This window comes from Serratia rubidaea (assembly GCF_016026735.1).
In the GTDB taxonomy this organism is placed as follows: domain Bacteria; phylum Pseudomonadota; class Gammaproteobacteria; order Enterobacterales; family Enterobacteriaceae; genus Serratia_B; species Serratia_B rubidaea.
Map to the genome: position 1 here is coordinate 4,793,513 of NZ_CP065640.1, position 15,436 is coordinate 4,808,948.

At 57.8% G+C, this 15,436-nt stretch carries 14 protein-coding genes, 2 tRNA genes and 2 pseudogenes; 10 read left to right on the forward strand and 8 right to left on the reverse strand.

Going from position 1 to position 15,436, the window contains the following annotated elements:
• Window positions 1–194 precede the first annotated feature (194 nt).
• Both I6G83_RS22560 and rplY read left to right on the forward strand, forming a co-directional pair.
• Window positions 195–1,952 (forward strand): DEAD/DEAH box helicase, encoded by a 1,758-nt coding sequence (locus I6G83_RS22560; protein ID WP_054304735.1) that lies wholly within the window; start codon window positions 195–197, stop codon window positions 1,950–1,952.
• Window positions 1,953–2,115: 163 nt separating this feature from the next.
• Entirely contained in the window at window positions 2,116–2,400 is a 285-nt protein-coding gene (gene rplY / locus I6G83_RS22565; protein ID WP_015673074.1) for a 50S ribosomal protein L25, read from the forward strand.
• Window positions 2,401–2,490: 90 nt separating this feature from the next.
• On the opposite strand, the gene yejK is transcribed toward rplY, so the two are convergent.
• Window positions 2,491–3,498 (reverse strand): nucleoid-associated protein YejK, encoded by a 1,008-nt coding sequence (gene yejK / locus I6G83_RS22570; RefSeq protein WP_015673075.1) that lies wholly within the window; start codon window positions 3,496–3,498, stop codon window positions 2,491–2,493.
• Between the two features lie 190 nt (window positions 3,499–3,688).
• Here yejK and I6G83_RS22575 point away from each other — a divergent pair, with 190 nt between their 5' ends.
• From I6G83_RS22575 to I6G83_RS22585, 3 genes are all read left to right on the forward strand, one after another.
• Entirely contained in the window at window positions 3,689–3,916 is a 228-nt protein-coding gene (locus tag I6G83_RS22575; protein WP_015673076.1) for a YejL family protein, read from the forward strand.
• A gap of 10 nt (window positions 3,917–3,926) precedes the next feature.
• The gene (gene yejM, locus I6G83_RS22580) at window positions 3,927–5,696 is read left to right on the forward strand and encodes an LPS biosynthesis-modulating metalloenzyme YejM (RefSeq protein WP_054304736.1); all 1,770 of its coding nucleotides are present in this window, start codon (window positions 3,927–3,929) and stop codon (window positions 5,694–5,696) included.
• 77 nt (window positions 5,697–5,773) lie between these two features.
• Window positions 5,774–5,850: transfer RNA gene (locus I6G83_RS22585), tRNA-Pro, on the forward strand.
• Window positions 5,851–6,157: 307 nt separating this feature from the next.
• On the opposite strand, the gene I6G83_RS22590 is transcribed toward I6G83_RS22585, so the two are convergent.
• The 4 genes and pseudogenes from I6G83_RS22590 to I6G83_RS22605 form a co-directional block, all read right to left on the reverse strand.
• Complete coding sequence (locus tag I6G83_RS22590) at window positions 6,158–6,451, reverse strand: DUF1493 family protein (RefSeq protein ID WP_015673081.1); 294 nt, start codon at window positions 6,449–6,451, stop codon at window positions 6,158–6,160.
• Window positions 6,445–6,902: pseudogene (locus I6G83_RS22595) on the reverse strand (STM2901 family protein). The gene I6G83_RS22590 and the pseudogene I6G83_RS22595 overlap by 7 nt, the downstream one beginning before the upstream one ends.
• A 282-nt stretch (window positions 6,903–7,184) precedes the next feature.
• Window positions 7,185–7,499, reverse strand: a complete 315-nt coding sequence (locus I6G83_RS22600; RefSeq protein ID WP_061325474.1) for a DUF1493 family protein — start codon at window positions 7,497–7,499, stop codon at window positions 7,185–7,187.
• Window positions 7,492–7,952, reverse strand: a pseudogene (locus I6G83_RS22605) (STM2901 family protein). The gene I6G83_RS22600 and the pseudogene I6G83_RS22605 overlap by 8 nt, the downstream one beginning before the upstream one ends.
• A gap of 181 nt (window positions 7,953–8,133) precedes the next feature.
• Between I6G83_RS22605 and I6G83_RS22610 the strand changes: the two are divergent.
• The 3 genes from I6G83_RS22610 to I6G83_RS22620 all read left to right on the forward strand — a co-directional run bounded on the left by I6G83_RS22610 (window position 8,134) and on the right by I6G83_RS22620 (window position 10,287).
• Window positions 8,134–8,679 carry an AAA family ATPase gene (locus I6G83_RS22610; protein WP_054307929.1) on the forward strand — a complete coding sequence of 182 codons (546 nt, stop codon included), beginning with the start codon at window positions 8,134–8,136 and terminating at the stop codon, window positions 8,677–8,679.
• 154 nt (window positions 8,680–8,833) lie between these two features.
• A complete protein-coding gene (locus I6G83_RS22615) occupies window positions 8,834–8,986 on the forward strand; it encodes a hypothetical protein (protein ID WP_156484018.1) in 153 nt (50 codons plus the stop codon).
• Window positions 8,987–9,135: 149 nt separating this feature from the next.
• Window positions 9,136–10,287 carry an acyltransferase family protein gene (locus I6G83_RS22620; protein WP_054307928.1) on the forward strand — a complete coding sequence of 384 codons (1,152 nt, stop codon included), beginning with the start codon at window positions 9,136–9,138 and terminating at the stop codon, window positions 10,285–10,287.
• Window positions 10,288–10,373: 86 nt separating this feature from the next.
• Here the strand turns inward: I6G83_RS22620 and I6G83_RS22625 are convergent.
• Window positions 10,374–10,449: transfer RNA gene (locus I6G83_RS22625), tRNA-Thr, on the reverse strand.
• Between the two features lie 177 nt (window positions 10,450–10,626).
• Window positions 10,627–11,547: a LysR family transcriptional regulator gene (locus I6G83_RS22630; protein WP_054307171.1), complete on the reverse strand. Its 921-nt coding sequence runs from the start codon at window positions 11,545–11,547 to the stop codon at window positions 10,627–10,629.
• A 171-nt stretch (window positions 11,548–11,718) separates the two neighbouring features.
• Here I6G83_RS22630 and I6G83_RS22635 point away from each other — a divergent pair, with 171 nt between their 5' ends.
• Both I6G83_RS22635 and I6G83_RS22640 read left to right on the forward strand, forming a co-directional pair.
• The gene (locus tag I6G83_RS22635) at window positions 11,719–13,134 is read left to right on the forward strand and encodes a M20 family metallopeptidase (RefSeq protein ID WP_054307170.1); all 1,416 of its coding nucleotides are present in this window, start codon (window positions 11,719–11,721) and stop codon (window positions 13,132–13,134) included.
• Complete coding sequence (locus I6G83_RS22640) at window positions 13,131–14,417, forward strand: MFS transporter (RefSeq protein WP_054307169.1); 1,287 nt, start codon at window positions 13,131–13,133, stop codon at window positions 14,415–14,417. Before I6G83_RS22635 ends, I6G83_RS22640 begins: the two co-directional genes overlap by 4 nt.
• Before the next feature lie 33 nt (window positions 14,418–14,450).
• Here I6G83_RS22640 and cynR read toward each other — a convergent pair whose 3' ends face one another.
• The gene (gene cynR, locus I6G83_RS22645; RefSeq protein WP_054307168.1) at window positions 14,451–15,335 is read right to left on the reverse strand and encodes a transcriptional regulator CynR; all 885 of its coding nucleotides are present in this window, start codon (window positions 15,333–15,335) and stop codon (window positions 14,451–14,453) included.
• Window positions 15,336–15,436 lie beyond the last annotated feature (101 nt).

Sequence of the window (15,436 nt, forward strand, 5' to 3'; positions counted from 1 at the left end):
CCGCCCTTGCACCAGGTGCAATAGCCGGTTCGAAGAGGGTGAATCAGTAACATCGCGTGGGGAAACAGCGATTGCTGTCCGCTGATTATAGCCATGGAAAGGTTGCCGTAACAGGGCAATTTTGTTGCAGGTCGCAACCCATGTCGGCAAACGGTACTATAAGCGCAATTTTTTGCGGCCAGAGACGTGACAACATGGCATTTACCCTACGCCCCTATCAGCTGGAAGCGGTCGACGCCACCATCAGCCACTTCCGCCGGCGCCCGGAACCGGCGCTGATTGTTCTGCCGACCGGAGCCGGCAAAAGCCTGGTGATCGCCGAACTGGCGAAACGGGCGCGCGGCCGGGTGCTGGTGCTGGCGCACGTGAAAGAGCTGGTGGCGCAGAACCACGCCAAATACTGCGCCTACGGGCTGGAGGCGGATATTTTCGCCGCCGGGCTGCAGCAAAAGCAGAGCGACGGCAAGGTGGTATTCGGCAGCGTGCAGTCCGTCGCGCGCAACCTGCCGCTGTTTGACAGCGCGTTTTCACTGCTGATTATCGACGAATGCCACCGCATCAGCGACAACGACGACAGCCAGTACCAACAGATCATCTCGCATCTGCAGCAGCATAATCCGCAGCTGCGCCTGCTGGGGCTGACCGCGACGCCCTACCGGCTGGGCAAGGGCTGGATTTACCAGTACCACTACCACGGCTTTACCCGCGGCGACGGCAGCAGCCTGTTCCGCGACTGTATTTACGAGCTGCCGCTGCGTTACATGATCAAGAACGGCTATCTGGTGCCGCCGGAGCGGCTCGATATGCCGATTGTGCAGTATGACTTCAGCCGGCTGCAGGCGGGCAGCAGCGGACTGTTCAGCGAGGCGGACCTGAACCGCGAGCTGAAGCGTCAGGCTCGCATTACGCCGCATATTATCAGCCAGATCGTGGAATATGCCGAAACGCGCAAGGGGGTGATGATTTTCGCCTCCACCGTCGAGCACGCGCGTGAAATCCACGGCCTGCTGCCGCCGGGCGAAGCGGCGCTGGTCAGCGCGGAAACGCCGCCGGCGGAGCGCGACGCGCTGATCGAGGCGTTCAAACAGCAGCAGTTGCGCTATCTGGTCAACGTGGCGGTGCTGACCACCGGCTTTGACGCGCCGCACGTGGATTTGATCGCCATTTTGCGCCCGACCGAGTCCGTCAGCCTGTATCAGCAAATCGTCGGCCGCGGCCTGCGGCTGGCGCCGGGCAAGGAAGATTGCCTGATCCTCGATTACGCCGGCAACCCGCACGATCTGTTTACCCCGGAGGTCGGCGTACGTAAGCCGCACGGCGACAGCCAGCCGGTGCAGGTCTTTTGTCCCGGCTGCGGCTTCGCCAACCTGTTCTGGGGTAAATGCACCGCCGACGGCGAGATTATCGAGCACTATGGCCGCCGCTGTCAGGGCTGGCTGGAGGATGACGACGGTCAGCGCGAACAGTGCGACTACCGCTTCCGCTTTAAAAGCTGCCCGCACTGCGGCGCGGAAAATGATATCGCCGCCCGCCGCTGCCATCAGTGCCAGGCGGTGCTGGTGGATCCCGACGATATGCTCAAGGCGGCGCTCAAGCTGAAAGACGCGCTGGTGCTGCGCTGCGGCGGTATGGAACTGAGCAGCGGCCGCGACGACAAGGGCGAATGGCTGAAGGCCACCTACTACGATGAAGACGGCGCCAGCGTCAGCGAGCGTTTCCGGCTGCAGACGCCGGCGCAGCGCAAAGCCTTTGAGATGCTGTTTCTGCGGCCGCACCAGCGGGCGCCCGGCGTGCCCTTCCGCTGGCAGCAGGCGGCCGACGTGCTTAAGCAACAGGCATTGCTGCGCCACCCCGACTTTGTGGTGGCGCGCAAGCGCGGCCAGTTCTGGCAGATCCGCGAAAAAGTGTTTGATTATCAGGGCCGCTTCCGCCGCGCCGACGCCCTGTACTGATACGCATCCCGTCCGCCGCTGCGGCAGGTTTTCGTTGCCCTGGCGGCGGCTTTCCGTTAAAATGCCGCCCGCTTTACCTGGGTCCGCCCGGGTGGGGTCGAATTATCGAACCTGTTACTGGGTCGCCTGTAGCAGGGTAAATTTTCTTTTAAGAGAAAGAACAATGTTCACTATCAATGCAGAAGTACGTAAAGAGCAGGGTAAGGGTGCGAGCCGCCGCCTGCGCGCAGCCAGCAAATTCCCAGCTATCGTTTACGGTGGCGAAGAAGCTGCAATCGCTATCGAACTGGACCATGATTCTGTAAAGAACATGGAAGCTAAGCCAGAATTCTACGATGAAGCTATCGTGCTGGTTATCGACGGCAAAGAAACTAAAGTGAAAGTTCAGGCAGTGCAACGTCACCCGTTCAAGCCTAAACTGGCTCACATCGACTTCGTTCGCGCTTAATCGCACAACGTTATCGAGCTTTAGTATTTCGGGACGCCGAAGTAAAAAACGCCGCAATCGCGGCGTTTTTTATTGCCTGTCGTCCGGCGCTTATTTACCGCCGTTCAGACGACGCTGCAGCTGGTCGCGCAGGTTCGGCGGCGTGCCGCGAATGGTCAGCGTATCGGTCGCCGCATCCCAGAAGATGCGCTCGCCCATCAGCATGGCGTCAAAGTTGATGCTGATGCCGCCGCCGCTGCCGGCGAACTTGGTCAGCTGACGCAGCGTGCCGCGATCGGCCGGGAAGCTCTCTTCCAGCTCGTAGCCCTGCTCGCTGGAGAACTGCAGGAAATCTTTTTCCCCCACCGGCGCGATTTCCGCCGACAGCGCCTGCAGCTCAATCTCTTCGCCCGCCTGCAGCTGCTCGTTACAGTAACTGTAAACCTGCTGACGCACGTTCTGACGTTCGTTTTTATCCAGCTGCCCTTCAGCGCAGTAGTCGTCCACCGCCTGCAGCAGGCCGCGGTTTTGCGCCTTGGTGTCCAGCCCTTCGGACGCCGCCAGGAAATCCATAAAGAAATCGGAGACCTTACGGCCCACCCGCCCTTTCAGGAAGGTCAGGTAGCGCGTGGATTCCGGATTGGTTTCCCATTCGGTCAGATCGACGCGCGCCACGATATCGGCATGGTTAATGTCCAGATAGTGCGTGGTGCTGATATCCAGCTCTTCATTCACCCGCATGCTGTTGCAGCTGTTCAGCACCGCAATCAGCAGATACTCCACCGCCAGATAGCGGTACTGGCCAAACAGCACCACGCTGCTTTCCGCAAACGGGTATTTTGCCAGCTCATCACGCAGCCGACCGGTCGCCGCACGGCTGAAGGCGAGAAAATCTTCGTCGCCCTTGCGGCAGGTGCGCAGCGCCTGCGCCAGTTCGCTCTCTTCATTGAACAGGCCGTACGCTTTGCTCTTGGCGCTGTACACGCGGTGCAGCTCCGCCATCATCTCTTCCACCGCCGCGTTGGCCGGCAGCAGGGAATCGCGCAGCACCACATCCAGCGTTTGTTCGTCGCGCTTTACCAACTGGTGCAGAGCGATCTGGTCAATATCCAGACTCATGATAAATCCTCCTGTTCTTTGAGCGCGTATTCAAACACTGAAGGCCCGGAGCTGCAACTCGAAAGATGGCGTCCGGCAACGCATTGCCGCCGCGTCAGGCAGAAAGATAAACTGAATTGATAAAAGAGCGGAAAATCACGGCTCTATACGGTAAGATATGTGACTTTGTCAGGTTTTGAGCTCAATTTTTATGCCACAATCATCGCGTTATAGTGACGAACACGTTGAACAACTGCTCTCCGAGCTGGTCAACGTTCTGGAAAAACACCATACTCCCACCGATCTGTCCCTGATGGTGTTGGGGAACATGGTAACCAATTTGATTAACACCAGCGTCTCTCCCGCACAGCGGCAAACGCTGGCAAAATCGTTTGCTGAAGCCCTGCAGGCTTCAATTCATGAAGATAAAGCGCATTAATACTTAATTTATGGTGACAAACCGTCAGCGTTATCGTGAAAAAGTCTCCCAGATGATCAGCTGGGGGCACTGGTTCGCCTTGTTCAATATTCTGCTCAGCCTGGGGTTGGGCAGCCGCTACCTGTTTGTCACCGACTGGCCGGCGTCGCTGCTCGGGCGCGTCTATGCCATAGTCAGCGTACTGGGACACTTCAGCTTTATCGTGTTCGCCATCTATTTGCTGATCGTTTTCCCGCTCACCTTCGTGGTGATGTCGCAGCGGCTGCTACGCTTTATCTCCGCCGCGCTGGCGACCGCCGGGCTGACGCTGCTGCTGGTGGACAGCGAGGTATTCACCCGCTTCCACCTGCACCTCAACCCGGTGGTGTGGGAGCTGGTGGTCAACCCGGATCAGAGCGAGCTGGCGCGCGACTGGCAGCTGATGTTTATCTGCGTGCCGGTCATTTTCCTGATCGAGATGCTGTTCGGCACCTGGAGCTGGCAGAAGCTGCGCAGCCTGAACCGACGCAGCTTCGGCAAGCCGCTGGCGGCGCTGTTTATCGTCTCCTTCTTTGCCTCACACCTGATTTATATCTGGGCGGACGCCAATTTCTATCGCCCGATCACCATGCAGCGCGCCAACCTGCCGCTGTCGTACCCGATGACCGCGCGCAAGTTCCTGGAAAAACACGGCCTGCTCGACCCGCAGGAGTATGAGCGGCGCCTGGTGCAGCAGGGTAACCCGGAAGCGGCGGCCGTCGAGTATCCACTCAACGATCTGAGCTACCGCGATAACGGCAGCGGCTACAACCTGCTGATGATTGTGGTGAACGGCATTCGCAACCAGGATGTGGCGCAGGATATGCCCGCCCTCACCCGCTTTGCGCAGGAAAACGTACGCTTCACCGATCATTACAGTTCGGGCAACCACGCCGACACCGGGCTGATGGGGCTGTTCTACGGCATCTCGCCAACCTATCTGGACGGTATTCTGGCCTCGCGCAAACCTTCGGCGCTGATTAACGCGCTCGGCGCGCAGGGCTATCAGTTCGGCCTGTTCTCCTCCGACGGCTTCCAGGCGCCGCTGTATCGCCAGGCGCTGCTGACCGACTTTTCGCTGCCGGCCCCGCAGGCGCAAAGCGACGCCGCCACCACGCAACAGTGGCAGCATTGGCTGAACGCCCAGGGCGGTAGTATGCCGTGGTTCTCATACCTCAACTTCCGCGGCGGCGATGCGCAGGACGCGACGCCTGACGACTTTATACAACGCTACCGCCGCGGCGCGCAGGACGTCGATACGCAAATCGCCCAGGTTCTGGAGACGCTGAAAGCACGCGGCATGCTGGAGAAAACCGTGGTGGTGATCACCGCCGAGCACGGCGTGGAATTCAACGACAGCGGCAAGGAGCGTTGGGGCGCCGGCACCAGCTTCGGCCCGCTGCAGCTGCAGGTGCCGTTGGTGGTCCACTGGCCGGGTACGCCGGCGCAGACCATCAATAAGATGACCAGCCACAACGACGTGATGCGCACCCTGATGCAGCGCCTGCTGCACGTAAAAACCGCCGCCAATGACTATTCTCAGGGCGAAGACCTGTTCACCGCTCAGCGCCGCCATAACTGGGTGGCGACCGGCGACAGCAAGCAGCTGGTGATCACTACGCCGGAACAGACCATCGTGCTGGAAAATAACGGCAGCTATCGTTCATACGACAAGAACGACCGCGAGATAAAAGATGAAAAACCGCAGCTGGCCCTGCTGCTGCAGGTTCTGACCGATGTAAAACGCTTTATCGCTAACTAAGTTGCTTAAAACTATAGCAATCGGGATTCAGATATCTTGCATTGCCATCGGGAAAAGGTAGACTGTTGGCATCGCGTCGGCATGTAGCGCAGCCTGGTAGCGCACCGTCATGGGGTGTCGGGGGTCGGAGGTTCGAATCCTCTCATGCCGACCAAACATTCCAGATAGATCAAGGGGTTAATCGAAAGGTTAGCCCCTTTACCTTATGTACAACACTGCACATGTGCAACAGTCAAATTCACACACTTTTCCAAGTCTCCCTGCTCTTCGAACCCACTCATGTCGGTTAACGGGAAACGTCGCAAGCTACGTTCCCTCTCTCACCTGTCGCTCTGCTTCAGCTTCGCCCTATTCGCTAAATGGCTACGCGACATACCAGGGCATAGAGAGGTTTGATCGATTACACCATGGGATGGCACTAACTTTAATTACAACCCGGCAATGCGGCTTTCAGAGAGTGGCTAATCATAGAGCCACCGGCCAGCCTTGGCAGATTCAATCAGCATATTGATAGTGAGGGGTTTTGATTGCGCCTTAGTAGCAGGAAAATAGGTACTGAAGTCCAAGGCGTCATGTTCAAGGTGAAATTCTGTGAAAATTTCATCCAAAAGCTCCATCGCTTCCTGCTCATCCATTCTCATGGTGTGATTCAACGCGCTATCGCCAGTAAGAACCGGCTTGTTAAACGTTAGCCAAGAGCGCCCATTATAGGGTTCCACCAGTTCAAAAATGCGCGCTTCAATTTTATCTACCATAACTTGTCGTCACCTCGTGCGATGCTGTTGTACTTAACCGTAGATTTGAATGAAATCTCTGTTATGTCTTTTGCAAGGATGACCCAGCCAAGAACAGGGACGGCACGACCGACAAATGTCCCCATTTTCCTTACCATACGCAGTCTTAGCGTTGAGGGAGGATAACCTCCGATTACCGATGGCATTTTCAATCCGAGAGGAAACATTCTATTGCCAAATACTTTTCTTGCCTGTCGGGATGCAAAAGAGGTATCAGGTATAGCCCTCCAAAATTCCCCCGTGTTGGTGAAATATTTCTCCCCGCATGGATAAAAGCTACGGCGGCAATATCCTCAATACCTAACTGAGTTGCCGTCTCTTCACAGAAGATCATAAAAAACAACTCACTAGCACTGAGATTATACCTTCCCGCATAGAAGTACGTTCCAGCTAACTCTTCAACCGTATCCATCTTTCTACATCCTTGTTTATAAATTCACCGTTATAGTAATGGCAATCTCTTTTTCAAGGCAATCAAAGAGATGCACCCAAAATCCCAAAAGCGATAAAAATCACAGCGATAAGCCCTACAGAGCTATTCCGGGTCTCAATGAGAGAAAGGAGAGAGGATACGCCAAGTAACAAGCTAAGCGCACCTAAGAAATAGAACAGTTATCGAATGAAATGAAGGGATTACGCCATGGGATGGCACTAACTTTAATTACAACCCGGTAATGAGGCTTTCAGAGAGTGGCTAATCATAGAGCCACCGGCCAGCCTTGGCAGATTCAATCAGCATATCGACAGTTAACGCCGCCGGCTTATGGCGATCTGTTTGCATATGTTTGGGGAGGATAGCATTGGGTAAGAACCAAAGCCCCGAGTTTGGAAAGTATTTGCGAAACTCAAAACTGCTCATATCAACATGCAGTTGATCCGCGTACTCTTCCAGAAAACCATAAGCATCTTCAGGGAGTACGCTCTTTTTACCTGTACTCAGCGACGCATCATTCGTCATTTCCCAGAAGTGTTTTCTGAGTAACTCGTGGACTTCATTAACTTCATTCATTCCCTACCCCCCCTTTCCCAATGATAAGCTCATAACGGCGGGTGACATTACGGGTTACTATAGCTAAATCATAGGTTGTCAGAACTGCACCAATCCAGGAAGCCAGCGGCCAACATAGGCACCAATACTTGTGGTGTAAGCCCACTCGCCACGTCTTAATTTGGCCCATGTAATAGTTTTTTTGGCTTTCTTAAACCTTTGTTGAATTAGCGTACGTGAGGCGATAGATAATGGGCTGCTTCCTGATGTACCTTTACCAGAGGCCTTACCGATCTTCCCCTTCACGGGAATCACGGGCAGACTGACCAACATGGAGGCGATAGCCAATAAGTCAACCATCCCGCTGAACTGTTTCTGAAACTCATCGAGAATCAGCCACAGGAGAAGTTCATCTTTGTCGAGGCTCATTCCGTTGAAAAAATACTTACCATCCAACTCTTCAACCGTATCCATCCTTCCACATCCTTGTTTATAAATTCACCGTTATAGTAATGGCAATCTCTTGTTCAAGGCAATCTTAATCCTGCCATAAAACCTCCTATCTATTTGAATATGCTAATCATTATACGTTCTTTATAAATTATGGTGCATCGGAAGTTAGAGAATCGATCCCCCATTCCCCAAGGAAATACAGATGATTAATCAACGAATTATTCTGACCGGCGGCCCGGGTTCAGGCAAAAGCACGCTGATTGACGCCCTGGCCCGACGCGGCTATGCATGCAGCACGGAGGCGGGCCGGGCCATTATTCAGCAGCAGGTCGCCACCGGCGGTAATGCCTTGCCCTGGGAAGACCGTCAGGCATTTGCCGAGCGGATGCTCAGCCGGGAGATACGCGCGTGGCAGCACGCCGGCAGCGCCGAGACGGCGTACTTTTTTGATCGCGGTATTCCCGACGTGGCGGGCTATCTGACGCTGTGCCAACTCCCCGTTCCTGCTCATCTGGAGCAGGCCATAGCGCACTTTCGCTATGCCGAGCGCGTATTTATTGCCCCGCCGTGGCGTGAAATTTATGCCCAGGACACAGAGCGCAGGCAGTCGTTCGCCGAGGCGGAGATGACATACCAGGTCATGCGTGCAACCTACCAACAATACGGTTACCGTCTGCTGGAACTGCCGCGCGCACCGTTAGAGGAAAGAGTAAGCTTTATGCTCGCCGCCCTGCGGCATGCGGGCTGATACTTCGCCCCACGCCGACGCTTCCGGCATTATTTTCCCGCCACGCACGGCTTTCTGCGGTTAGCGCTCAGATTTCCCCTTCTCCTCCGCCTGCCCGGGGTTTCTCTGCTATACCTTTTAAAGTGAACCCTAAAGCCGTATGCAAGGAGGTCTGATGCTACGTTCAATCCCGCTACTATTAGCGCTGCTGATGCTGGCGGCCTGCTCTTCCGGAGAAGGGCCACCGCCGGAAGATAACGGCGGACCGCCCGTATCCCACTGCAGCGACGCGCAATGCGCACCTTCCGTTGGCCCGCAAACTTACTGATGAAATAACAACGCGGCATTCACCACCGCGTTGTTAGTTACCTATTAATAATCAGATTACTACCAATAAGTAACATTTGAGCGAGATGCTATAGTCTTTCGATTATTCGTTTTGCCGTGACAATGCGTATCAATTGAGGGTTACCGCCAATGCAGCCTGCTAAGAAGTGGTCACAAGAACTGGAAGGGCTACGGGGGTTGGCTTCCCTGTGGGTCGTTCTGGGACATATTTGCATCCTGGTCGATTTTCACTTCCCCATCCTGTCTGACCCCGCCATGGGCGTTGACCTGTTTATCCTGCTGTCAGGCTATCTGATGGCGAAAAACTACATGGAGCGTAAAGAGAAAGAGCCCTGGACCGCCGCCAGCACCTTCAAAAAATTCTGGCTGCGCCGCTTCTTCCGTATCGCCCCGCTCTATTATGTGCTGCTGGTGTTCGCCATTGGCTTTGGCAGCTATTTCGGCGAAGCGCGCGACGCTATCGCCCAGTTCTATCCGGGCACCCAGACCAATACCAGCCGCTACAGCGACGGTTCGCTGATGAACCTCTTTACCCACGTCAGCTTCCTGTTTGGCTTCCTGCCCTACTATTCATTTAATACCGTGTTGCCGGACTGGAGCATCGGGCTGGAAATGCAGTTCTACTTCCTGTTCCCGTTTATTATGCTGGGCGTGATGCGCTTCGGCTTTGCAGCGGCCTGTATCGCGGTGGTATTACTCTGCGTCGGCGCCAGAACGCTGTGGCCTGATTACTTCGCCGCATTCCCGATGCCATCGATGATATTGATCAAGCTGAACCTGTTTATTGCCGGTATGCTGATCGCCAAGGGCGTACGTGATAAAAGCGTCGGCTATATTCTGTTGGCCCTGCTGGCCACGGTCGCCAGCCTGTATCAGCACGACAGTATGAACAAGCTCCGCTATGCCGCGCAGCTCGGTATGATTGTGATGATGGCGACCATCCTGTGGAGCCGTGCCGAGCACAGCGCCATTGCCAAACTGTTGCGCCTCCCGCGCTGGGTGCTCACCAACAAGTTCAGCGTATTTCTGGGCGACGTCTCATATTCGGTCTATCTGCTGCACTTGCTGATTGTGCTGCCGGTTATCGCGCATCTGCTCACAGGCAGCGCGTTTGCCGACCTGGCCGGCCCGGTAAGGTTTGCCGCCGCCGCCGCGATTATTCTGCCCGTTACCTACGGCATCAGCCTGTTGCTGTATCGCTTTGTCGAAAAGCCGGGCATCAAGCTGGGTAAAACCATTATTGAACGCGGCCAGAAAAACAAAGCCGTGGCGCTGCCGTAAGACGACGCCACCCGCCGGCCATGCCGGCGGACGTTCAACGAGGCGATAACGCAAAAAAGCCACCTCAATGAGGTGGCTTTTTTAATTGGTGCCGGCTACCGGAGTCGAACTGGTGACCTACTGATTACAAGTCAGTTGCTCTACCTACTGAGCTAAGCCGGCGAATTCTGGCGGAAACCTTCCGTCTCCGTGCTGCGCAATATAATACAGCGCGACGCCGGCAGGCAAGCGTAATCAACGGGCTAGCACACCGGTTGTTGAAAAAAGCCGCGCTTGCCGCCATAACCGCGCCAACGGCGGTTTTTCACCCGCTTCCGCTTCCCGCCGTGACGCGTCGCCTTAGAGCGCATAGCGCCGGCGTACCGCGCGGTCTTCCCGGCTCAGCGTCTCGCTGACAAAGTCGACAAACAGCTGCAGCGCGGCGCTACGCTGTCGTCCCGGCGGCAGCTGTAACTGCAGCGTACGCTGGCTGAGCTGGTCAACGCCAAACGATTTGATGGTGATGGGCTGCTGCAACAGCGGCAATACGGTGAACTGGCTGCAGATCGCCACCGAACGCGGTGAAACCTGCAGGAAGTTGAACAACGCAGCGAAGTTATCGCAGGTCAGCACCGGCTCAATAAAGGTGCCGCTCATCTGGCAGCAGATATCAAACAGCTGTCGCACCGTGGTGCCCGGCTCCGGCAAGCACACCGGATAGTGGCACAGGTCGGCCAGCGCCACCTGCTGATTCGCCAGCGGATGATCGCCGTGCATCAGCAGCAGCACTGGCGCCGCCCATGAGGCGACCACATCCACCCCCTGTTCGGGGTGCAGGCTGAACTGCAGCGCCAGATCGCATTCGCCGTTGCGCACCAGCCGCGCCAGGCTTTTACTGTCCGCCACCGTCAGCACAAAGGTCACCGCCGGATTCTGCGCGCGGAAGCGGGCCATCAGCTGCGGCAGCAGCGAAAAGGCCAGGCCGTTGGAGCACGCCACGCGCAGCGCCGTGCGCCGCACCGCTTTCAGCCCCTTAATTTCCGCCACCGCCTGCTCAATATTGAGCAGGCTCTTGCGCAGATGATTTTCAAAAATCTGCCCGGCTTCGGTAAGCACCATCCCGCGTGCATGGCGCTCAAACAGCGGCGCTCCCACCTGCGCCTCCAGCCGCTGGATCTTGCGGCTGATGGCCGAAACCGCCACAAACAGCTGCTCACTGGCGGCGCTCAGCGAACCGCAGCTGGCCACCGCCAGAAAAAAGCGCATTTCACTACTGATCATTACGGGGCCTCCTGGCGGCGCATGCTTCGCAACGGGGCAAATAAGCTTTGTTATAACAGCAAAGCTTGTTTGTTAAATAGACAATTGTGGCAAACCTCGATTTTAGCTTAGATACCCAGACAACAACTAAAAGCAGCACAACATCAACAACAAACACAACGGGATACCATCATGACGGGTGAAGACGCGGTACAACAGGCAAACGCCTATTTTGACAGCGGGGCTTTTCGGCAGGTGCTGGCGCGCCGTATTGTTCTGCAGACGGAGAGCCAGCGGCCGGATCGCGATGCGCTGCTGATGCAGTATCTGCAGCAGGAAATCATGCCGCCGCTGCGCGCGCTCGGCTTTGAGCTCCATCTGTACGACAATCCAGAAGCGGCCAACCGGCCGTTTCTGATCGCCGTACGCATCGAAGATCCCGCGCTGCCGACCCTGCTGACCTACGGCCACGGCGACGTTGTCTTCGGCGACGATGACAACTGGCGCAGCGACCTCTCTCCCTGGCAGCTGCATGAGGAAGGCGACCGCTGGTACGGACGCGGCAGCGCCGATAACAAGGGACAACACAGCATCAATCTCGCCGCGCTGGAACAGGTGTTTCAGGCGCGCGGCGGCAAGCTGGGCTTTAACTGCAAACTGATCTTTGAAATGGGGGAAGAGATCGGCTCCCCCGGACTGGCGGAGATCTGTCGCCGCCAGCGCGAACTGCTGCAGGCCGATCTGTTTATCGCCTCCGACGGCCCGCGGCTGAACGCCACTCAGCCGACGCTGTTTCTTGGTTCGCGCGGCAGCGTCAATTTCCGCCTGAGCATTCACGCGCGGGACAACGCCTACCACTCCGGCAACTGGGGCGGCCTGCTCACCAACCCCGGCACCCAGCTCGCCAACGCCCTCGCCGCGCTGGTCAATCAGCACGGCCAGCTGCAGGTCGCCGCCTTACAGCCGCCGGCGCTGGATGAGGCGATGCGCGCTATTTTGCGCGAGCTGACCGTCGGCGGCCAACCCGACGATCCGCAGATTGACGAACACTGGGGCGAAGCCGGGTTAACCCCCAGCGAGCGTCTCTACGGCTGGAATACGCTGGAAGTGCTGGCCTACCAGACCGGCAATCCGCAGCGGCCGATGAATGCCATCCCCGCCAGCGCCACGGCGGTCTGCCAGCTGCGCTTTGTGGTCGGCACCGACTGGCAGCGGCTGGTTGAACACCTGCAGGCCCACCTGCAGGCGCACGGCTTTGACCATGTCGAGGTCGAGTGGCTGCACGGTACCCCCGCGACCCGCCTCAATCCTCAGGATCCGCTGGTGCACTGGGCGCTCGATATTATGCAGCGCACCAGCGGTAAAAAACCGGCGCTGCTGCCTAACCTGGGCGGCTCGCTGCCGAACGACGTGTTCGCCGATATTCTCGGGCTGCCCACGCTGTGGGTGCCGCACTCCTACCCGGCCTGCGGCCAGCACGGCGTCAACGAACATCTGCTGCAGTCCGTCGCCCGGGAGGGCCTGCAGATCATGACGCGCCTGTTCTGGGATCTCGGCGACAACGGCGTCAACGTGCTGGCGCAGCGCCGGCGGGAGGCGACGCGATGAGCATCTCTGCCCAGACGCCGGCCGCCGGCAATAAACCGCATCTGTACAAAACGCTGTTCGCCACCTGCATCGGCAATGCGTTGGAATGGTTCGATATCGCCGTGTATGGTTTTTTCGCCAGCTATATCGCCCACGCCTTCTTCCCCACCGAGGACCCCGCCGTCTCGCTGCTGCTGACGTTCGGCAGCTTCGGCGTCTCCTTTCTGATCCGCCCGCTGGGCGCCGTGGTGCTGGGCGCCTACGCCGACCGCGTCGGACGTAAAAAAGCCCTGCTGGCGTCCATCAGCCTGATGATGCTCGGCGGCGTTATCATCACCTTTATGCCGTCCTACGCCACCATCGGGCTGACGGCTCCGCTGATGATCCTGCTCACCCGTCTGATCCAGGGCTTTTCCGCCGGCGGCGAATTCGGCAGCTCGACCGCGTTTCTGGTGGAACACTTCCCCGAACGCAAGGCGTTTATCGCCAGCTGGCAGTTCGCCACCCAAGGCGCCAGCACCCTGCTGGCTTCGGCGTTCGGCCTGGGAATGAGCTACTGGCTGAGCGAAGCGCAGATACAGGAATGGGGCTGGCGTATCCCCTTCGCCTTCGGCCTGCTGATTGGCCCGGTGGGGCTGTATATTCGCCGTCACGTCCATGAGCCGGCCAGCTTCAAGCAGCATGTAAAAGCCAAAGCGCCGCTGAAAACACTGATGGGCAGCCAGAAGCATCTGCTGCTGCTGGCCATCGGGCTGATGGTGATCTCCACCGCCATCAACTATATGCTCAACTATGTGCCGACCTACGCCACCAAGAACCTGCATCTGCCCGGCTCGGTCGCCTTCAGCGCAACGCTGCTGGCCGGCGTGATCCTGACGGTGGTGACGCCGCTGGTGGGGCTATGGGCGGAAAAAGTCGGCCGGCTGCCGCTGATGTGGGGTTCGCTGCTGTTGCTGGTGGTCAGCATCTACCCGGCGTTCCGGCTGGTGGTTAATCACACCACGCCGCTGACGCTGATGCTGCTGGTTGGCTGGATGGCACTGTTGAAATCGGTGTACTTCTCTACCGTGCCGTCGCTGATGGCGGATCTGTTCCCGATGGAGACCCGCGCCAGCGGCATGGCGATCGGCTATAACGTGGCAGTGACGGTGTTCGGCGGCTTTGCGCCGCTGATTTGCACCCTGCTTATCAGCCTCACCGGCACCAGCCTGGCGCCAAGCTACTACCTGATGATGGTGGCGCTGCTGAGCGGCTGGGCGTTGCTGAGCAGCCAACAACAGCTGCGCGGCGTCGCACGCGCCTGACCGACGCGCCCCGGTCAGCCCGGGGCGCGATTTTTAACCGTCATCCGGTAATTTTTCCTGCGCCAGCGCGATAAACGCCCGCGCGGCGGCGGTCTGATACGCCCCGCGGCGCTGCATCAGCACCGCCGTACGCTGCAGCAGCTGCGGCTCCAGCGCGATGGCGACCACCCCGGCCTGTTCTTTGGCCACCGCCGCCGGCAACAGCGTAGATAACGGCGTACGGCGGATGATTTCCAGCACGGCGCTTAATGAGTTGGCCTCCATCTGCACCCGGGGATAAATGCCCTGGCGGCTGCAGTAACGGTCAATCTGCTCGCGCGTGGCGAATTCCGCCGTCAATAAAATCAGCGCCTCGTTATTCAGCTGTTGCAGGCCAAGCGTCCGCTGCCCGGCCAGCGGATGGTGGCGGCCCACCACCAGCGCCAGCGTTTCCACCAGCAAACGCTGCGTAACGATCTCCGTCGAACGCACCTCTTCGAAGGCAATGCCAAGATCGAGCCGATCGTCGAGCAGCTGTTCCTCCATCTGCTCTTGCGACATCTCACGCAGCGACAGCGTGATCCGGGGATAGCGCTGATAAAACGCCTCCACCAGCGGGCCGACCAGATAGCTGGTAAAGGTGGGCGTAACGGCAATGCGTAATGCGCCGCGGCTCAGATCGCTGACGTCGTGGATCGCCCGCTGCCCGGCGGACAGATCCTGCAAGGCGCGCTGCGCATAGCGCAGATAGACCTGCCCGGCGTCGGTCAGCTGAATTTCCCGTCCGCTGCGGTCAAACAGCGGCGCGCCGAGCCGCTCTTCCAGCTGTTTAATCTGCTGCGACAGCGCCGGCTGTGAAACGTGCAGCGCCGACGCCGCGCGGGTGAAGCTGCGGTGCTCCGCAACCGCAATAAAATAGTTGATGTGCCGCAGAAGCATGCCGCCACCTATAAGTTTTAGTTATTCAGTTTATCCATATCCGATATTTTACCTTATACATACTCAGGCGTAACCTGCCAGGCATCCCATCACTACGCCGT